General features: G+C 54.9%; 22 protein-coding genes. 15 read left to right on the top strand and 7 right to left on the bottom strand.

The window, feature by feature from the left end; genetic code table 11:
* Positions 1 to 20: 20 nt before the first annotated feature.
* Positions 21 to 2,255 (bottom strand): NADP-dependent isocitrate dehydrogenase, encoded by a 2,235-nt coding sequence (locus tag CHH28_RS14270; RefSeq protein ID WP_094060942.1) that lies wholly within the window; start codon positions 2,253 to 2,255, stop codon positions 21 to 23.
* A 225-nt stretch (positions 2,256 to 2,480) separates the two neighbouring features.
* Between CHH28_RS14270 and CHH28_RS14265 the strand changes: the two genes are divergently transcribed.
* The 5 genes from CHH28_RS14265 (at position 2,481) to dusA (ending at position 6,452) form a co-directional block, all read left to right on the top strand.
* A complete protein-coding gene (locus CHH28_RS14265) occupies positions 2,481 to 3,086 on the top strand; it encodes a pseudouridine synthase (RefSeq protein ID WP_094060941.1) in 606 nt (201 codons plus the stop codon).
* A 65-nt stretch (positions 3,087 to 3,151) separates the two neighbouring features.
* Positions 3,152 to 3,601 (top strand): NUDIX hydrolase, encoded by a 450-nt coding sequence (locus CHH28_RS14260; RefSeq protein WP_094060940.1) that lies wholly within the window; start codon positions 3,152 to 3,154, stop codon positions 3,599 to 3,601.
* Positions 3,598 to 4,716, top strand: coding sequence for a tRNA 2-thiouridine(34) synthase MnmA (gene mnmA, locus CHH28_RS14255; protein ID WP_094060939.1), 1,119 nt, complete (start codon positions 3,598 to 3,600; stop codon positions 4,714 to 4,716). The genes CHH28_RS14260 and mnmA overlap by 4 nt, the downstream gene beginning before the upstream one ends.
* A complete protein-coding gene (hflD, locus tag CHH28_RS14250; protein WP_094060938.1) occupies positions 4,713 to 5,354 on the top strand; it encodes a high frequency lysogenization protein HflD in 642 nt (213 codons plus the stop codon). The genes mnmA and hflD overlap by 4 nt, the downstream gene beginning before the upstream one ends.
* 33 nt (positions 5,355 to 5,387) lie before the next feature.
* Complete coding sequence (dusA, locus tag CHH28_RS14245; RefSeq protein ID WP_094060937.1) at positions 5,388 to 6,452, top strand: tRNA dihydrouridine(20/20a) synthase DusA; 1,065 nt, start codon at positions 5,388 to 5,390, stop codon at positions 6,450 to 6,452.
* Here the strand turns inward: dusA and CHH28_RS14240 are convergent.
* A complete protein-coding gene (locus CHH28_RS14240; protein ID WP_199243911.1) occupies positions 6,449 to 6,766 on the bottom strand; it encodes a rhodanese-like domain-containing protein in 318 nt (105 codons plus the stop codon). The two genes, dusA and CHH28_RS14240, sit on opposite strands and share 4 nt — an antisense overlap.
* A gap of 112 nt (positions 6,767 to 6,878) precedes the next feature.
* Between CHH28_RS14240 and tal the strand changes: the two genes are divergently transcribed.
* From tal to CHH28_RS14225, 3 genes are read left to right on the top strand one after another with little or no spacing between them, the layout of a single operon-like run.
* A complete protein-coding gene (tal, locus tag CHH28_RS14235; RefSeq protein ID WP_094060936.1) occupies positions 6,879 to 7,826 on the top strand; it encodes a transaldolase in 948 nt (315 codons plus the stop codon).
* Positions 7,820 to 8,263, top strand: a complete 444-nt coding sequence (locus CHH28_RS14230; protein ID WP_094060935.1) for a TerB family tellurite resistance protein — start codon at positions 7,820 to 7,822, stop codon at positions 8,261 to 8,263. Before tal ends, CHH28_RS14230 begins: the two co-directional genes overlap by 7 nt.
* Entirely contained in the window at positions 8,260 to 9,096 is an 837-nt protein-coding gene (locus CHH28_RS14225) for a hypothetical protein (protein ID WP_094060934.1), read from the top strand. The genes CHH28_RS14230 and CHH28_RS14225 overlap by 4 nt, the downstream gene beginning before the upstream one ends.
* 29 nt (positions 9,097 to 9,125) lie before the next feature.
* Here the strand turns inward: CHH28_RS14225 and sthA are convergent, their stop codons facing one another.
* The 3 genes from sthA to CHH28_RS14210 all read right to left on the bottom strand — a co-directional run bounded on the left by sthA (position 9,126) and on the right by CHH28_RS14210 (position 11,841).
* Positions 9,126 to 10,517: a Si-specific NAD(P)(+) transhydrogenase gene (gene sthA / locus CHH28_RS14220; protein ID WP_094060933.1), complete on the bottom strand. Its 1,392-nt coding sequence runs from the start codon at positions 10,515 to 10,517 to the stop codon at positions 9,126 to 9,128.
* A 65-nt stretch (positions 10,518 to 10,582) separates the two neighbouring features.
* Complete coding sequence (gene nqrM, locus CHH28_RS14215; protein WP_094060932.1) at positions 10,583 to 10,816, bottom strand: (Na+)-NQR maturation NqrM; 234 nt, start codon at positions 10,814 to 10,816, stop codon at positions 10,583 to 10,585.
* Positions 10,816 to 11,841 (bottom strand): FAD:protein FMN transferase, encoded by a 1,026-nt coding sequence (locus CHH28_RS14210; RefSeq protein WP_094060931.1) that lies wholly within the window; start codon positions 11,839 to 11,841, stop codon positions 10,816 to 10,818. Before CHH28_RS14210 ends, nqrM begins: the two co-directional genes overlap by 1 nt.
* Before the next feature lie 214 nt (positions 11,842 to 12,055).
* On the opposite strand from CHH28_RS14210, the gene CHH28_RS14205 reads away from it, so the two are divergent.
* Positions 12,056 to 12,391, top strand: a complete 336-nt coding sequence (locus CHH28_RS14205; RefSeq protein ID WP_094060930.1) for an ArsR/SmtB family transcription factor — start codon at positions 12,056 to 12,058, stop codon at positions 12,389 to 12,391.
* Here the strand turns inward: CHH28_RS14205 and CHH28_RS14200 are convergent.
* Complete coding sequence (locus tag CHH28_RS14200) at positions 12,388 to 13,290, bottom strand: DUF4062 domain-containing protein (protein ID WP_094060929.1); 903 nt, start codon at positions 13,288 to 13,290, stop codon at positions 12,388 to 12,390. The two genes, CHH28_RS14205 and CHH28_RS14200, sit on opposite strands and share 4 nt — an antisense overlap.
* 176 nt (positions 13,291 to 13,466) lie before the next feature.
* Between CHH28_RS14200 and CHH28_RS14195 the strand changes: the two genes are divergently transcribed.
* Genes CHH28_RS14195 through CHH28_RS14185 form a run of 3 tightly spaced genes read left to right on the top strand, consistent with a single transcriptional unit; the run spans position 13,467 to position 15,444 of the window.
* On the top strand, positions 13,467 to 13,772 hold the full coding sequence (locus CHH28_RS14195; protein WP_094060928.1) for a hypothetical protein: 306 nt from the start codon (positions 13,467 to 13,469) through the stop codon (positions 13,770 to 13,772).
* Positions 13,772 to 14,854, top strand: a complete 1,083-nt coding sequence (locus CHH28_RS14190) for a class I SAM-dependent methyltransferase (protein WP_094060927.1) — start codon at positions 13,772 to 13,774, stop codon at positions 14,852 to 14,854. The genes CHH28_RS14195 and CHH28_RS14190 overlap by 1 nt, the downstream gene beginning before the upstream one ends.
* Positions 14,851 to 15,444 (top strand): IMPACT family protein, encoded by a 594-nt coding sequence (locus tag CHH28_RS14185; protein WP_094060926.1) that lies wholly within the window; start codon positions 14,851 to 14,853, stop codon positions 15,442 to 15,444. The genes CHH28_RS14190 and CHH28_RS14185 overlap by 4 nt, the downstream gene beginning before the upstream one ends.
* On the opposite strand, the gene CHH28_RS14180 is transcribed toward CHH28_RS14185, so the two are convergent.
* Positions 15,424 to 15,780 (bottom strand): hypothetical protein, encoded by a 357-nt coding sequence (locus CHH28_RS14180; RefSeq protein ID WP_157729923.1) that lies wholly within the window; start codon positions 15,778 to 15,780, stop codon positions 15,424 to 15,426. The two genes, CHH28_RS14185 and CHH28_RS14180, sit on opposite strands and share 21 nt — an antisense overlap.
* Positions 15,781 to 15,989: 209 nt before the next feature.
* Between CHH28_RS14180 and CHH28_RS14175 the strand changes: the two genes are divergently transcribed.
* From CHH28_RS14175 to yegQ, 3 genes are all read left to right on the top strand, one after another.
* Complete coding sequence (locus CHH28_RS14175) at positions 15,990 to 17,000, top strand: MBL fold metallo-hydrolase (protein ID WP_094060924.1); 1,011 nt, start codon at positions 15,990 to 15,992, stop codon at positions 16,998 to 17,000.
* Positions 16,997 to 17,512 carry a hypothetical protein gene (locus CHH28_RS14170; RefSeq protein ID WP_094060923.1) on the top strand — a complete coding sequence of 172 codons (516 nt, stop codon included), beginning with the start codon at positions 16,997 to 16,999 and terminating at the stop codon, positions 17,510 to 17,512. Before CHH28_RS14175 ends, CHH28_RS14170 begins: the two co-directional genes overlap by 4 nt.
* Positions 17,513 to 17,603: 91 nt before the next feature.
* Positions 17,604 to 18,953 carry a tRNA 5-hydroxyuridine modification protein YegQ gene (gene yegQ, locus CHH28_RS14165; protein WP_094060922.1) on the top strand — a complete coding sequence of 450 codons (1,350 nt, stop codon included), beginning with the start codon at positions 17,604 to 17,606 and terminating at the stop codon, positions 18,951 to 18,953.
* Positions 18,954 to 18,964 lie beyond the last annotated feature (11 nt).

Raw genomic sequence — 18,964 nt, 5'->3', positions numbered from 1 at the left:
AGTTTTCACAACAAGATCACTTAGCCAGCGATACCATCAACAATCTTGTTGAAGGTGGCCGATGGGCGCATCACTTTTTCTGCCAGCTTTGGATCTGGACGATAGTAGCCACCCAGTTCCACTGGCGAGCCCTGAACCGCGTTCAACTCAGCAATGATGCTCTCTTCGTTGCTGGCCAGCGCATCGGCAACTGGCTTAAAGGCCGCTTGCAACTCAGTATCATCACTCTGCTCTGCCAGCGCTTGCGCCCAGTACAGTGCCAGGTAGAAATGACTGCCGCGGTTGTCGATATCACCCACTTTGCGCTTGGGTGATTTGTTGTTTTGCAGCAACTGCCCGGTCGCCTTGTCTAGCGCATCGGCCAGTACTTGAGCGCGCGCATTGTCGGCCACTTTGGCCAAATGCTCCAGAGAAGCCGCCAACGCCATAAATTCGCCTAAGGAATCCCAGCGCAGGAAGTTTTCTTCCACCAGCTGCTGCACGTGCTTCGGCGCGGAACCGCCGGCACCGGTTTCGAACAAACCACCGCCGTTCATCAACGGTACGATAGACAGCATTTTAGCGCTGGTGCCCAGTTCCATGATCGGGAACAAGTCCGTCAGGTAGTCGCGCAGCACGTTACCAGTAACCGAAATAGTATCCTGACCTTCTTTAATGCGCTGCAAAGAGAAGCGTGTCGCTTCTACTGGCGGCATAATGCGAATGTCCAAACCACTGGTGTCATGTTCTGGCAGGTACTGATTCACTTTCGCGATCAATTGAGCATCGTGAGCACGATTCTCATCCAACCAGAAAACTGCTGGTGTACTCGACGCACGAGCGCGGTTAACCGCCAACTTCACCCAATCACGAATTGGTGCGTCTTTGGTCTGACACATACGCCAGATGTCTCCCGCACCAACGGTGTGCGACAACAGAACCGCACCCGACTCATCGATCACCTCGACGGTGCCAGCAGAGGTCATTTCAAACGTCTTATCGTGAGAGCCGTACTCTTCTGCTTTTTGCGCCATCAGGCCAACATTGGGCACGCTGCCCATAGTAGCTGGGTCGAAAGCACCGTGCTGCTTACAGAAGTCGATGGTTTCCTGGTATACGCCGGCGTAGCAGCGATCTGGGATGATGGCTTTCGCATCGTACAGCTCACCATCAGGGCCCCACATTTTGCCCGAGTTGCGGATCATCGCTGGCATGGACGCATCCACAATCACGTCGTTGGGCACGTGCAGGTTGGTAATACCCTTATCTGAGTCGACCATCGCCACTCGCGGCTGCTTGGCCAAAATGACATCGATCTCTTCGCGCACCTGAGCTTGAATATCTTCCGGCAGGCGATCCATTTTGGCGATGACATCGCCAAAGCCATTGTTAACACTGATGCTGGCGGCCTTAAACGCCGCTTCATGCTTGGCGTACAACTCACGGAAGAATACATCTACTGCGTGGCCAAAGATGATGGGATCAGACACCTTCATCATGGTCGCTTTCAAGTGCAGAGACAGCAGCACGTCTTGCTGCTTGCACTCTTCGATTTGCTGCTGCAAAAACTCGCGCAGCGCTGCGCAGTTCATTACGGCGGCGTCGATCACTTCACCTGCCTGCAGCGCCAAACCTTCTTTCAGTGTTTTTTGCTCGCCGCTGTCGCTGGTAAAACGAATGGAGACACTGCCAGCGTCCGCCATGGTCAGCGACTCTTCACTGCTGTAAAAATCACCATCTGACATGGAAGCAACATGCGACTTAGAGTCTTTACTCCACTCGCCCATGCTGTGCGGATATATGCGTGCGTACTCTTTTACCGCAGCAGGAGCACGGCGATCAGAATTGCCTTCACGCAATACAGGGTTCACCGCACTGCCTTTCACCTTGTCGTACAAGGCTTTCAGTACCACTTCGTCTTCACTGGTCGGGTTGTCTGGGTACTTAGGCAAGTTGTAACCCATAGCGCGCAGTTCTTTCAGCGAGGCCTTCAGCTGCGGAATGGAAGCACTGATGTTGGGCAGTTTAATGATATTGGCATCCGCATGCTGGGTCAGCTCGCCCAGCTCAGCCAGCGCATCACTCTCGCGCTGGTCTTCATTCAGATATTTGCCCAGCGTCGCCACAACGCGACCTGCCAAGGAGATATCACGCGTTTCAACTTCGATGCCCGCAGATTGAGCAAACGCTTTTACGATAGGCAGCAATGAGTAAGTGGCCAGAGCCGGTGCTTCATCCGTCTCGGTGTAAATGATTTTAGGGGTGTTCGTTGACATTCTTACTCCTTTAGCAGTGACTGCTGATTGCTGTTTCGCAGGCTCTGAGCGAAGCGACTTTTGGTCGCCACCCTGTGTCAGAAACCAGAGATGTTGTCTGTTTGATAACCAACGTGATCGAATATCGGCTAGATAGACGACCCTGTCTTCAAAAGTGGCGCTAATTTGTAGTTTTTCTACAAAAAATGCAAGCTAGACAAAAGTAATGAGTAGTAAAGCTACAACATGGCCACCCTAATTTGCCTTAACAAACCCTTCCAGGTACTCAGTCAATTTACCGATGGCAGCGATCGTAGGACGCTGGCCGACTTCATCGACACCCCCGGCGTCTACCCGGCCGGACGGCTGGACTACGACTCAGAAGGCCTACTGCTGCTCACCAACGACGGGCAACTGCAGGCGCGCATCGCTGACCCTGCGCAAAAGATGCAAAAGCACTACTGGGTGCAAGTTGAAGGTACCCCCAGTGAGCAGCAACTCGATATGCTACGCCAGGGTGTGACACTCAACGATGGGCCAACCAAGCCAGCCTTGGTAACCATAGTCGAGCCACCGAACGTCTGGCCACGCGTCCCGCCCATCCGTCAACGTGCCAATGATGACACCTGCTGGCTGGACATTCGCATCAAAGAAGGTCGCAATCGCCAAGTGCGACGCATGACCGCACACATTGGCCATCCGACACTCAGACTTATTCGTTACGCCATCGGCCCATGGCAGCTAGGCACCTTGATGCCAGGTGAGCACGCGCAACACAGTGTTCATCTACCCGCGCCCGCGAAAACCAGACAATCAAGACGTAAGAGCAGCAAGACACCGCGACGAAATTGAGCAATAGCTGCAACTTGGTTACACTGCGCGGCTGTTTTTTGCTCGGCCCAAAACAGGAGCCATGTATGTCTGAGCGCTGGACCCCCCATGCGACCGTCGCCACCCTGGTAGAACACCAAGGGCGCTTTTTAATGGTGGAAGAAATAAGCGCAGGCGAAGCCGTCTTCAACCAGCCCGCAGGCCATGTTGAGGCCAATGAGACCTTAATCGAAGCCGCTTGCCGTGAAACACTGGAAGAAACCGGGTGGCGTGTCAGACCCACAGCCTTATTAGGGCTGTACACCTATACCAGTCCGAGCAATGGCGTTACTTATCACCGCTACTGCTTTATTGCCGAAGGCATCGAGGCCGTGGCGGGGGCTGAGCTAGATGAAGGCATCATCGGTCCGCGTTGGATGGACATAGACGAGCTCAGGCAGTGCCAGCGGCTGCGCTCTCCCATGGTCCTTACTTGCGTAGAAGACTATTTGGCTGGCAAACGCTTCCCTCTCGATATCATTGTTGAGCATCCATGACTATACACAGCGCTGAAGACCACTCTCCGGCCGCCACCAAAGTCATCGTCGGCATGTCCGGCGGTGTTGATTCGTCCGTTTCGGCTTACCTGCTGCTTGAGCAAGGCTATCAAGTCGAAGGCCTGTTTATGAAGAATTGGGACGAAGACGACGGCACCGAATACTGCACCGCCAAAGAAGATCTGGCCGATGCGCAACAAGTATGCGACACCCTGGGCATCAAGTTGCACCAGGCCAACTTTGCCGCCGAGTACTGGGACAACGTGTTCGAACACTTCCTACACGAATACCGTGCTGGTCGTACGCCAAACCCAGACATCTTGTGCAACCGTGAAATCAAATTCAAAGCATTCCTTGAATATGCCAAATTGCTGGGCGCCGACTTGATCGCCACCGGACATTACGTGCGTCGCCGCGACACGGGCGATACCGCCCAGCTGCTGCGCGGCCTGGATGGCAACAAAGATCAAAGCTACTTTTTGCACGCCGTGGGCGGCGATGAAATCGCCCAAACTCTGTTCCCGGTCGGCGAGCTCGAAAAGCCAGAAGTAAGGCGTATTGCCGAGCAGAACAACTTGGTCACGGCCAGTAAAAAAGACTCCACCGGCATCTGTTTTATTGGCGAGCGCCGCTTCAAAGACTTTTTGCAGCAATACTTGCCCGCTCAGCCTGGCCGCATAGAAACCCCTGAGGGTGAAGACATTGGCGAACACCAAGGCCTGATGTACCACACCCTAGGACAGCGCCAAGGGCTTGGCATCGGCGGCTTAGCCAACCACCCTGACGCGCCTTGGTATGTTGCTGGCAAGGATCTTGAGCGCAATGTGTTGATTGCCGTACAGGGCAAAAACCATCCTCTACTGTTCAGCGACTGGCTGACAGCGAGCGAGCTATTTTGGGTCAACGAAGCGCCTGAGTTGCCACTGCGCTGCACTGCCAAAGTGCGCTATCGGCAAGACGATCAAAGCTGCACCATCGAGCGCCACAGCGACGGTTATCGTGTGCTATTCGATCAACCACAGCGCGCCGTCACACCCGGACAATCTTTGGTGCTTTACTCAGGTGATGTGTGCCTTGGCGGCGGCATCATTGAATTCACAGGAAAGACAGCATGAGATCACGCAACGAAGAGCAAGCCATTGCCTTGGCAGCGGTATTTCAAGCAGCCACGCTGGTGGAGCAGCTAGCGCGTGAAGGTGATGTCCCGCCCTCCACCACCGAGCCCCTGCTGCGCAGCATCTTCAAGCAGAACCCAGAGCGTTTTGACGACATTTATGGGCCAGCTTCAAGCCAGCTGAATATTGGCTTGAAGCAGTTGCAGATCGTCGTTGGCCGAGACCCTGCTGGCATCAAACCTGAAGTCACCGGATATGCCCTGAGCTTGCTGCATTTAGAGCGCAAACTGCGTAAAAACAGCGACATGATGTCTACTCTGGGCGAAGGCATCCAACAAGCCGCTCGCCAGGCGGATCACTTTTCCGTCGGCCATGAGAATACCATCGCCGCACTGGCTGGCTTGTATCAACAGACACTGAGCAACCTCAGCTTTCGCATTCGAGTGAAAGGCAACCCCAGCTATTTGCAAAACCACCACACCGCCAACAAAGTACGTGCGTTATTGCTGGCCGGCATTCGCGCCGCCATTTTATGGCGCCAGGTCGGAGGAAGGCGTTTTCAGATGCTGGTCGGGCGCAAGCGTTATTTGCACGCTTGCGAGCAGTTGCTGCAAGAACCACAGCACCACAACCATTAAACCCATCACTGCCTGAGCACTTGATTTCCAGCCATGACCGCACACAGTACTGCCAGCTTGACAGACACCTCCAGCGATAAACCATCGCCACTAAAAGCGGGCGCGCGCCGTTTTAGCACCGCACCCATGATGGATTGGTCTGATCGCCACTGTCGGCGCTTCTGGCGGACACTGACGCGACACAGCCTGCTGTATTCGGAAATGGTCACCACTGGCGCTCTGATTCATGGCGACCGGCAGCGCTTTTTGCAGTATTCAGACGAAGAGCACCCGATTGCATTACAACTGGGCGGCAGTGATCCACAACAGCTGGCTCAATGTGCCGCCTTTGCGCAGCAGTTTGGCTACGACGAAGTGAATTTGAACGTCGGCTGCCCCAGCGATCGAGTACAAAACAACATGATTGGCGCCTGCCTGATGGCGCACCCTGAACTGGTACGCGATGGCCTACAAGCCATGCGCGATGCGTGTGGCATCGATGTGACGGTTAAGCACCGCATCGGCATCGACGACCAAGACAGCTACGAGCATCTGAGAGATTTCGTCGGCATCGTTAAAGACAGTGGCGTCACCACCTTTATCGTGCACGCTCGCACGGCGATTTTGCAGGGTTTGTCCCCCAAGGAGAATCGTGAGGTACCGCCACTGCGCTACGAACTGGTGTATCGCTTAAAACAGGAGTTTCCAGAACTGGAAATCATCCTCAACGGCGGTATCGAAACACACGCCGCGTGTGAAACGCACCTAGGCCACCTCGATGGCGTCATGCTTGGCCGCGAGGCTTACCATAATCCCAGCGTACTGATGGCGGCGGATCATTTGTACTTTGGCGAGCCAGCGCCACCTGACACGAGCATTGAGGCGCGCAAGCACGCCATTCGCTCGCTCTACCCCTACATAGAGCAAGAGTTGAGCCGCGGCGCCGTACTGCACCACATTAGCCGCCACATGCTCGGTCTGTTCAACGGCGCCAAAGGGGCGCGATTATTCCGCCGCCACCTAAGTGAGCAGGCCCATAAGCGCACCTCTGGCGTTGATGTCATGGAGCAGGCGCTGGAGTTCGTGCAGCCAGCGGTGTTCGCCGAAGCAGCACATTAAAGCTCTTGGTTCATTTCATGAGTCAGCGCATCCTCTAACCCGCCGACATTGATGACTTTGGAGTAGCCCTGTTGCTCCAGGGCTTGCTTAGCAATACCCGCGCGCTTGCCTGAGCGACAATACAGATACACCTCGGCATCCTTTTCAATGCCCGCCGCAGCAATGCGCTGAGCAATCTCGCCATGCGGCATCAGCAGCGCCCCTGGTTTGTGCTGCTGCTGAAACTCCGCTTCACTGCGCACGTCAATCCACACCGGATCGGCCCATGCCATACCCGCCAAGCACCATAAAAACAAAACACCCAGCACTTTCATAAACTGCTCCAAATCGTTGATTTAACGTTCATTTTCATAACGAGGTTGACCTGTCACGGGGATTTCGGCACGGTAAACCTCCCCTTACATGATTCAACCTCAGGATAGCCACATGAGTAAACTGGAAAGTTTGCGCACCATGACCTCCGTTGTTGCGGACACGGGCGACATCGAAGCAATACGTCAACATCGACCAGAGGATGCCACCACCAATCCGTCTTTGGTCCTAAAAGCCGCCGCATTGGAGGCATACCAACCGCTGATCGACAAAGCCATCAACGAAGCCAAACGCAGCTCTGGCGATGTTGCTGCCAACGCCAGCGACCTTTTGGCAGTGTACATTGGTAGAGAAATTCTCCAGCTCATTCCTGGCCGCATCTCCACCGAAGTCGATGCGCGCCTGTCGTTTGATACGCAAGCCACGATCGCCAAAGCAGAGAAGCTGATTGAGCTCTATCAGCAGCAAGGCATCAGCAAAGAGCGCATTTTGATCAAAATCGCTGCCACCTGGGAAGGCATTGAAGCCGCGCGCGCACTGGAACAACGAGGCATCCAATGCAACCTAACGCTGCTGTTTAGCTTTGCGCAGGCAGCCGCTTGCGCAGATGCGGGCGTAACATTGATATCCCCCTTTGTTGGACGCATTCTCGATTGGCACAAAGCGCAATTGCCGGGCACTGATTTCTCTGGCGCCAACGACCCTGGCGTGCAATCCGTGACTCGCATCTACCGCTACTACAAACAGCACGGCTACAACACCATTGTGATGGGAGCCAGCTTTCGCAACACCGGCGAAATCGAGCAGCTGGCCGGCTGCGATAAGCTCACCATCGCCCCGGATTTGCTGGCACAGCTGCAAGCAGACCCAGGCACACTTGAGCGCCTACTCGACCCAAGTTTACGCTCTGAGGATGCGCGCATGGCGGTCAGCGAGGCCTCCTTCCGTTGGCAGCACAACGAAGACGCAATGTCCACCGACAAGCTGTCCGATGGCATCCGACGCTTCGCCGCCGACCAGATCCTACTTGAACAGCAATTGCGTGAGCGCATCGAATGTTAAAAGACCTACTGAACTGGTTCTCAGCCGACCAACATCAGCAGCAACCGAAGCACACCGTTGAAAAAGCAACCGCGGTGCTGCTGGTGGAAATCATGCGCGCCGATCACGACATCGACGCCGATGAGATAAACGCTTTTCGTCACATCTGTCAGCAGCACCTCAACCTTAATGAGGAGGAGACTTCGCTGTTGTTGAGGGAGGCGCAAGCCACCGCCGAACAAGCCAACGACCTATTCCAATTCACCGACCTGCTGCACCAGCAACTTAGTAACAATGAAAAGTTCACTCTGCTGTTGAATCTGTGGCGCATTGCCTACGCCAGTGCCGGCATTGATCGCTACGAGGAACATATGATTCGTCGCATCGCAGAGCTGTTGTATTTGCCACACAGTGAGTTTATCCGGGCCAAGCTATTGGCCCGCGACCAAGCAACATGATTCAAGACATAGTAGAAAGCTACGATGGGCTGGTCAGCGACCTGCAAGCCTTGGCGCAAGCACTGCGCCATCACCAGCCCCCGCATTGGCTATTGGGAGCCCCCCAAGATACAGCCATGAGCAAACTGTGCACGGCAATTCAAGACCTATGGTATCAACCCGGGCAAGATGGCCGCGAGACGCGCACCGACATTGGCCTGGTCGCCTTGGATGCCGATCAATATCGCCTTGTTGAAACCGTGAACCTGCGCAAGCAGCAGCTGCAGCAACGCATTCGCGATTATCGCCAGCACCCTGCTGCCGACTGGCCAGCACTTCGGGGCAAACTAGGACAGCGCCATGACGACTTTCGCCAGCACCTGGTGGCTTCAGGATTGGCCAGACTTCATCTTAAGCAGTGTTATCGCCTGCTGCCGCTGCTGCCTGAACGGCCAATCAAGGTGGGCTTCAGCTGGTATGCGCACGGGCGCAGCATCAAACATTTAACCTTTGAGCAAGCGCAGCAAAAGCTGCTTGATATGGGCGAATACAAGCCGCACATTCAGGCGCAGCTGCACACACTGGGCAACTTAAGGCCTGGAACACGCTTGGCCCAAGTGCAAGAGCTAGCGCCTATCATGCGCGCTAACCTGCTGTACCCAGATGGTCGCCGCAAAGCCATGAGTGTGTCGCTGCCGCTGATGTTTATCGACGACGGCCATGGCCTGCCAGAGTTTAACGACGTCGCTAGCGAGCCACCGAGCGGACGAACGCGCCAAGCGCGCGCCGATCAGCGACTGAGTAGCGAGCCACTGTTACCCAGCTTGCGTGTGTACAGTTACGAAGGGGAGTAGGCGCGGCCAATGCGGCCACGCCGATGCCATTAGAGGCGATTCAAACCATTCAGTGCCGCAACACGATAGGCTTCGGCCATGGTTGGGTAATTGAAGGTGGTGTTGACGAAGTACTTCAGCGTATTGCCTTCACCGGGCTGTTCCATGATTGCCTGACCGATGTGCACAATCTCAGCGGCTTGGTCACCAAAACAATGGATACCAAGAATCTCCAGAGTCTGGCGGTGGAACAGGATTTTCAACATGCCAACGCCCTCAGCAGTGATCTGCGCGCGCGCAATGCTCTTGAAAAACGCCTGCCCCACTTCGTATGGGATTTTTTCTTCCGTCAGCTGGTGCTCAGTTTTACCCACCGAGCTGATTTCAGGAATGGTGTAAATGCCAGTCGGCACCGACTTAACAAAGCGGAAATCTTCCGACGCCGATATCTGTGCCGCAGCAGCACGCCCTTGATCGTAAGCAGCAGAAGCTAAGGACGGCCAACCGATGACGTCGCCAGCGGCGTAAATATTTTCCACTGCCGTGCGATACTCGTTATCGACTTCAAGCTGACCACGGCTGTTGGTCGACAGACCGATGTTTTCCAAGCCCAAGTGACTGGTATTGCCCGAGCGCCCGGCTGCCCACAAGAATGCATCGGCCTTCACCTTTTTGCCCGACGCCATGGTCATGGTGACAAAGCGCTCGTTGCTTTCCACTGAGTCGAACTGTTCGTTGTGACGAATCAGCGCGCCTTTATCGCGCAAGTGATAGCTCAGCGCATCGGAAATTTCATCATCCAAGAAGTTGAGCAAGCGATCGCCCGGGTGAATCAAATCCACTTTTACGCCCAAGCCAGAGAAAATCGAAGCGTACTCACAGCCGATCACGCCAGCACCGTAAATGATCATGGTGCGTGGCGTGTGCTCGAGCTGCAAAATGGTGTCCGAGTCATAAATACGCGGATGGTTGAAGTCGATGTTTTTAGGCCGCCATGGGCTTGAGCCTGTGGCAATGACCACTTCTTTGGCGTGCAGGCGGGTATTGCTGACCGTGCCGTTAAAAACGTCAATGGTGCGCGCATCGGCAAAACGCGCTTGGCCGGTATAGACGCTGATACGGTTGCGGGCATAGAACTCAGTGCGCAGTTTCACCTGCTTGGCAATGACGCGCTCAGCGCTTTTGAGCACCCGCGGGAAGGAGAACCAGCGCGGCTCGCCAATGTCACGGAACATCGGGTTGGTATTGAAAGAGATAATTTGCTTAACCGCATGACGCAATGCTTTAGACGGGATGGTGCCCCAGTGGGTGCAATTGCCGCCCACCATTTTCTTATCCTCAACGACGGCGACCTTTTTGCCATTCTTAGCCGCATTCATCGCCGCGCCCTCACCTGCCGGGCCCGCACCGATGATAACAACGTCGTAGTGATAATCTGCCATGCTTTTCTCCATTCCAATTAACTCGACTGCCCTGACATTGTAGCCAGAGCACTGGCTGCTACTGATTAGCGCTTAGTCGCATCGTAAAACGTCGCTTCTCCAGACGTCTGCGCAGCGCTTTGATTTTCTTCATCACACTTTTTCGGATCACCGCCGCAGATGTCACAAGCGCCATCAAGACCAACAGCGTTCATGCCGCCGCATGAGCCTGCCAGTGGTTTGCGCCCCAATAAAACACCGACCGCCATACCGGCCACAATGACCAGCATCACGCCCAGAACGATCAGAAACGTATTCATCATCGACTCCCAGAGGTCTGCGCCTCTAACCAAGATTTAAACGCAGCAGACTGTTGTTCAGCATAGCCATCGCCGGACCGAACAATCATGTATACCGCCAGATTGTATTGCTTTGCCAGCGCCATAGCACGCTCATGCCCAACAACACTTAACGCCGTCGCCCAAGCATCGGCCAAGCCAGTAGAGTCGTGCACCACACTGACTGACGCTAAATTGTGAGTAATGGGAAAACCGCTCACCGGGTCGATGGTGTGCGATACACGCTGGCCATCCACTTCGTAGTAGTTGCGGTAATCACCCGAGGTCGCCAGGCCTTTGCCCTGGAGCTCAATGACCAGCTGTGGTTCGCGCTCCAACCCCATGTCTGGCCGCTCAATGGCAATGCGCCAGGCGCTGCCATCTGGCTTGCGGCCTTCGGCGCGAATCTCGCCGCCAATTTCCACCAAAAACTGTGCGAAACCTTGCTGCTGGACCAACTCAGCGATTTCATCCACGGCCCAGCCCTTAGCCACGGCGGACAAGTCAATGTACAGCGGATGGCTGGTGGTCAAACGATCACCATCGAGTTGAACTTTATCCATGCCGATCTGTGCTTTGATGGCGGCAATCTCCACCTCGCTGGGCACCTGTTGTCGCTCTTGGGGGCCAAATCCCCAACGATTAACCAAAGGGCCGATGGTGGCATCAAACGCGCCGTCACTGTCGCGGTAGACATCCAGTGACATTTGTATCACATCGGCCAAGTCGGCGCTGATCACCACCGACTCACTGACATCGGTGCGCTGATTGAGCAGCGACAACTCTGAGCTCGGATCGTAGGTGGACATCACCCGATTGATCTCCGCCAAACGCTGATCAATGCGCTGCTGCAATGGCTGCAAGTCGGTCGATTCAGGCGCCACCACGGCAACGTTGTAGACGGTGCCCATGGTTGGACCGCTGATACGCTGCACGTCGTTCGTAGAAGTTGGACTGCAGCCCAAAAGGGCAAAAGAAATAAAGGCTAAGGCAAATAAGCGACTCATGATCGGCGCCGTTGAAAAATGTGCGCGAAGTATAACGAGTGACGACTCTCACGCACAGCTCCTGCGCGCTGACTAAAGCGCTAAAAAGAATAACAACAGAAGGAAAACGCATACGGAATGACTACATAACTGTATTGCCATTCAGCCCTTTGCATTACACTGATGGCTGCAACACCGCAGCTATAAAAACCCGAGGAACGCAACGGCAGCGCCTATGAATACTGACATGACCGACGAAATGCTGGAGTTGATCGCACAACGTTTTCGCTTACTGGCAGACCCAATGAGGCTCAAGATTTTGCATCAACTGCAGCAAGGCGAGCGCTCTGTCACCGAATTGGTCGCCGCCACCGGTGCGTCACAACCCAACGTTTCCAAACACTTATCGACGTTACGCAGCCACGGCATGGTGAAGCGCCGCCAACAAGGCAACTTGGCGTATTTTTCAATCGGAGCGCCGTTTATTTTCGACCTGTGCAACACCGTCTGCGACGGCATGCGCAGTGAATGGGAGCAGAAGCAGCGTTTATTGGGCGCCGGGCAGGATTAACGCGCCGAGCGCCACTGCGCTCGCCCGCCTTGCTCGGACATTTCTATTGCGCCCTGCTGCTGCCACAACTTGAGAATTTGCTGAAACTGGCCGCGACTGAGGCGAACATCATCCACCGCATGAGCGTTGGTATGGCGCTCCAATAATCGTTCAGACACAGTATTGGTGATCAACCCTTCTAGGTGCGAACGTAATCTGTCTTCACTGGCACCGGCTTGCAACAAGCGGCGCAAGCTGGCCAGTAACTGGTCCAACCGCGCCGGCAGCATTTGCTCCTCTCGGGTACAGTTACCCGCTTCATACACATCAGCCACCACATGCAAACTGATGGTTTGTCGAATGGCGGTGCGCTGCTTTGGTGCTGGCGTCGGTTTTACCGCCACTTCTTGCTCATGAGGGATGGTGGCCGCACCGATGGGCTGTCGCGCAGCTGGCTGCCAACCCATACCCAACTGACTGCGATAAGACGGCAGTGCGCTGCGCACGTGAGACAACAATTCATCACGCAGATGCCAACGTTTGAAGGTAGCTTGTTGGGCAATGATCTGATGGAAACCGGCCAAGCGGCGCTGTTCTTCGGTTTCTGGCCCCTCAAGCGTGCGAGCAAAGGCCAGGATGGGCTTGTTCAAGCTTTGTGCATGCACGAACTCGCGGTGTAGATAACTGATGCCAGTGGGTGCCATCGGGCCGTAGCTATCGCCCAGTAGCAGCACAAAACCGTCTGCAAGCTCTATCTGCTGGCGCACCAGATTCCAGTCGTACGGCGCACCTTCTGGGTCGTACACCAGACCTGCATCCTGCATCTTTTGACTTGCCAAACAGCGCTTGACCTCACCCCGCTCCAGACTGATACCAGCAGTGGAAGCAAGGTAAACCAAATGAATTGCGTTGTCCGGCATTGACGAATTCCCGTTCCTTTACTGTTTACTGTAAACCAATCGGCCGCTGAGCTGCGAGCGACCGCCTAACTATACCAGCGCCAACACATAAAGACAGCGCTAGTCGGCGGCGGCAGATTACAGTGACATCGCCATCCGCTACAATAGCCGTCAATCGTATTGAATAGCACTATTCCATGACCCGCAAAAAGAAAACCCGCTCATTAAAGCGCATCCACAACGTCAAAACCGGCAATCGCTCCAAGCTTAAGCGCAGCCTAGGTAATGACCGCCAAGCCAGCAAGCGCATCAAGGGCCGACGCACACTCTCTGTGTATGAGAAGTTTTTACAGGAAAACCCTGAGGCGAAAGAGCGCGATAAGCTGCAGGCAGCCAAAGCACCTGTAGCCGCTAAAACGACCAGGCAACCTGAAGACAAGCGTGAGCCAGAAAAAGACCTTCTGTCGCAGCTGGACCAACAGAATTTCGACGACATTTATTAATGCCCATCTGGCCCTACAATCAGACCACCCTAGAGTGCTATCCACCGCTGCCTGAACATGTCTCTCTGCCGTGGGACAGTAGCGACGAGCATCTACTACAACTCGCTACGACCAACATGGAGACAGTGGTGCTCAACGATCGCCATGGCGCCATCAGTTGCGCATTGGCTGAGCACTCACATGCCATGTTGGACAGTGCCTGCGCGGCCCATGCGCTAAAGCAAAACTGGCAACATGCTGATTCGCCGCGCATTTCATGGTTTGAATCGCTGAAGACACCGTGCCCTGCGCAGCAGGTGCTGATCAAGTTTCCGAAAAGCGTCGATGCGCTGCAGCGCTACCTCGATTGGTGCAGCCAGTGGTTACCCCACGGCACCCCAATTCACATAGCCGGTCCGGCCAAACACGTTCCTGTTGCTTGGCTGAATTGGCTCGAACAACATTGCCAGCAGTACCAACAGCACAAGATCTTGCGCAAGTCCCGCGCGGTCAGCATCGTCAACGCACCACTGAAGCACTCTGAACAGCCGCTATGGCAGGGCTATCGCACCTCAGAGCGACTAAAACTGGACGCTTTGCCACTGGTGTTTTCGCGCCACCGCGAAGATCGAGGCGGGCGAGCATTACTCAACCTACTGCCCGACCTGAACGGCCGCGTATTGGATTTGGGCTGCGGCAACGGCCTGCTTGGCTTGACGATCAAACAGCGCTGGCCCGAGTGTCACGTTGAGTTAACCGACGACGCCTACAGCGCTGTTTTGTCCGCTCAGCACAATGCCGAACAAGCCCAGCTGGCGGTGACATGCCACCACGGCGACGGTTGCGAGGCAGTGACGGGTCTATTCGATACCATCGTGTGCAACCCGCCGTTTCACGACGGCCACAAGCAACTGACCAACCTTGCCCAGCGCATGTTTCAGCAAGCCAGCGCTCACCTCGACAGCAAGGGTGAAATGTTCGTGATTGCCAATCGGCACCTACCCTACCGCCCAGTGCTTAACCGCTATTTCGCCAACGTGACGCAGCAAGGCAGTGATAAATTCATACTTTACCGCTGCCGCCTGCCCTCAAAACACTCATGACGATCTACACCACCCACAACGCGGAGGCGCACAGTGAAATCAAGCGCAGCCGTTTTTTGACTTTCGGTTACTGCATCGATTCAGCCGAGCAACATGCCATTCTGCTGCAACAATTGCAGCAGCAATTCCACAAAGCCAACCACGTTTGCTGGGCGTATAGAGTAAATGGGGAACGACCGTTAGAAGGGTATTCCGACGACGGTGAGCCAAGCGGCACCGCCGGAATGCCCATCTTGAATGTATTGCGCCACCACCAGCTGGTCGATTACGCCGTTTACGTTGTGCGCTTTTTTGGTGGTATCAAATTAGGAACCGGTGGATTGCAGCGGGCCTACTCTGGCGCTGCGCAGCAGCTTCTCAATGACTGTACCTTGAGCCCGGTTATCGACACCCATTCTTGCACTGCCACGCTGGGGTTCGCACAAGAATCGTTTTTACGTCGGGAAGTACAACAACTGCAAGGAAGGGTCGTGGACTGTCACTATCACAGTGACCGTGTCGACATGACAATAGAGTTGCCATCGGACCAGACAGAAGCGCTGCAAAGCCTCTGCCAGCCGCAGCAAATATTATTGCGCTTTGCGCTCTAACCAGGCGACGTTGTCGCTGTCCTGCGCGGGCGTCAGCTGCTCGGCCATTAAGCGCCGGTTTTCGCCAGACAGTTTAACGTAGCGAAAGTTAACGCAGCACTGGGTTTGCGAGCAGCGATACAAGCCGTGCACGCCGACTTCTCCGTCAATGGTGACCCGGCCATGCTGGCCCGTGAGCGTCACCGCCACATCAAAGGTGGTGTAACGACCGCACTGATCACGAAAGGCATCCAGTGCCGACAGTGGCAGTTCACATTTGAAGCCTAACGGCGATAGCTGCTCACACAGACCGCGAAAGATGACTTCGTCATTCTTACTCAAAACAACACTAGGCATAACAAAATGATACATATTGCTGACCGTTGTCCGGACCATAGCCAACTTGACAGCGAATGCCAACCGTGCATGTCAATATGGCGCAATTTGTAATCAATTTACGTTAAATAGGTAGCAAAAAATTGGCAGATAGACTTGTCGTCTTTAAACTCGGCGGGCGGCCGAAAACTGCTGCACACTCTCATCATAACAACAATTAAGAACCGAATATGACCTACCGATTGCTGTTCGCCCTGCTCGCCATCAGTCTCACGGCTTGCTCCAGCACACTAAAACGCACCCCATCGACCAACACCGCCGCCACCCTGAATAGCGAACAAGCGTTGCGCATTCAATACCTCGGAGTGGGCGGGCATATCATTAGCGTCGGCGAGCGGCACGTGATCGCTGCTCCGTCCTTTACTAATCCGCACTTCTTACTCAGCGGTCCTTTTATGCCGCTCTCTTCGGATCATGACAAAGTTGACCGCTACATGCCGAAGGTGCCCAACGCTGAAATGTTATTGGTTGGGCACGCCCACTACGATCACCTGCTGGATGTGCCCAGAGTCGCCACACAGCAAGCGCCCAATGTTCGCATTTACGGATCACAAACCACTGTCAATACGCTGAGTGCAGCCCTCGATCCCGACCGCTTAGTAGCCATGAATACCATCATGGCCAGCGGCAGCACACCTGGCCAATGGCTCTACAACCAACAGCGTGATGTTCGCATCATGGCGATAGAATCCGGCCATGCGCCGCATATTGCGGGCATCAAGTTCATGAGCGGTACCGTGCCAAAGCCGCTGTCTGACCTGCCTTGGCACTCATTTGGCTGGAAAGAAGGGCAAACCTTGGCCTTCTTGATCGATTTTCTCGATGCCAGCGGCAACATCCAACATCGTGTTTATTATCAGGACGCTGCCAGCCAAGCGCCACTGGGACTGCTGCCGCAACTCGCCGACAACAAACGCGTTGATGTGGCCATCCTGTGCCCCGCTTCCTTCTCGCAAGTGGAGGACTACCCCGAGGCCATCGTCCGCGATACGGGCGCACGGCATTTTATCCTTGGCCATTGGGAAGACTTTTTTGCCAACGACCTGGAGGGCGAGCAACGTTTCGTTCGCCTGACCGACGAAGATGAATTCATTCAACGTCTAGAGCAATCCATGCCCGACGACAGTCGCTGGGTGCTGCCAGCGTTATTTACCACCTACACCTTTGAGCCCACATCATGACCGATCGCTACACCATTGCCGCACAAGCCTTTAGCATCGCTTGGCTATGCCAGCCCCATCTGCACATGCTGGCCGAGCACCGGCAGCTAGACATTCAGCCTTACACCAAACTGTTGAACAAAACTCAGTCGTGGCTGCAGGGCGAACTCAAGTCAGGAACCAATCTGCAACGCTTCTTTGAAGCCTTTGCCGACTGGCGCGAGCAGCTGACTTTTGAGGATACGCTGGCAGACAGCATTGCCGACTTGAGCAATGCCGCCCTGTTTTGTGCCACCGAAGCCTGCTTGGCCGAAGCCAACGAAGAAGAATGGCAGCTATTGTGTCAATTTTTGCAGCAGCTGCAGCACACCGAGGGCCTGGATGGCAGCGGCCTGGAGCAATATTGGCAGGAGCTGACGCAAGAGCTGCTGGCCACCCTTCCCGAGCAGGTTCAGCGCCCATTGCCAAAAGACTTTTTTCTCACCTTGCGCCAGCAGCCGATCACGCCGTTTGGCGTCGATCTGCAGGACTAATTTCCAGCCCTTCTAAGCTGTTGATCTGCATCAATACCCTACCCGACACCATTGGGTAGGGTGCGCCGCTTTTGTCGATGCGGAGTACCCGATGACCTTTCGCCCAGAATTGCTGTCGCCTGCAGGCACCTTTCGCAACATGCAATACGCCTTTGACTACGGCGCTGATGCGGTTTACGCCGGTCAACCCAGATACAGCCTGCGCGTCAGAAACAACGACTTCACCAGCCAACGTCTCGGCGACGGCATCGCCTACGCGCACAGCCTGGGCAAGCAGTTCTACGTTGCCAGCAACATTGCCCCACACAACAGCAAAATCAGCAGCTACTTGCGTGACATTGAGCCCATCATCGACATGGGCCCAGACGCACTGATCATGTCTGACCCAGGGCTGATCATGCTGGTTAAAGATCGCTGGCCCGACACGGTTATTCACTTATCGGTTCAGGCCAATGTGGTGAACTGGGCGGCGGTTGAGTTCTGGCGCCGCCAGGGGGTCAGTCGCATCATTTTATCGCGCGAGCTATCGCTGGAAGAAATTGCGGAAATACGTCAGCGCTGCCCCGAGATGGAGATTGAAGTATTTGTGCACGGCGCCCTGTGCATCGCCTATTCAGGTCGCTGTTTGTTATCTGGCTACATGAATCATCGTGACCCTAACCAAGGCACCTGCACCAACGCTTGCCGCTGGAAGTACCAAGCACATGAAGCCAAAGAAACGGATTCTGGTGACGTCATTCCAAGCAGCGCACAAGAGTTCGATCCAAGCTCACCGACACTGGGCAAAGGGCAACCTCAGGACGGTATTTTCTTGCTGCAAGAAAGCACTCGCGACAATGAATACATGCCGGCATTCGAGGATGAACACGGCACTTACATCATGAACTCACGCGACCTGCGCGCCATTCAACACGTGCAGAAACTGGTCGAACTGGGAGTGCACTCGCTGAAAATCGAGGGGCGTACCAAGTCGCACTATTATGCAGCTCGTACCGCCCAGGCCTATCGTCAAGCCATTGACGATGCCGTGAGTGGCAAGCACTTTGACATCAGCTTGATGGACACCCTGGAAAATATGTCCAACCGTGGTTACACCGAAGGCTTCTTCCGCCGCCACGTGCACGATGAATACCAGAACTACGAACGCGGCACCTCGATGAGCACTCGCCAGCAGTTTGTCGGTGAAATTCGCGCCGAGCGCAGCCCAGCAGAGCGCCTAGTTGTTGACGTAAAAAACCGCTTTGAACTCGGCGACCAGCTGGAGCTGATGACACCAAGCGGCAACCATGCATTTACCCTCGGTGCTTTGTATGACAGCAGCGGGCAGCCGAGGCAAGACGCGCCAGGCTCAGGTTTTGTGGTTGAAATTGAGCCACCCACAGGCGCTGACATTGGCCAATTGCAGCACGCTATGCTGATCCGCAATTTGCCAGAAGATTAAGCCACGCCGTA

It is taken from the genome of Bacterioplanes sanyensis, assembly GCF_002237535.1.
Taxonomy (GTDB): Bacteria; Pseudomonadota; Gammaproteobacteria; order Pseudomonadales; family Oceanobacteraceae; genus Bacterioplanes; species Bacterioplanes sanyensis_A.
This window is presented reverse-complemented; position numbering and strand designations above follow the sequence as displayed.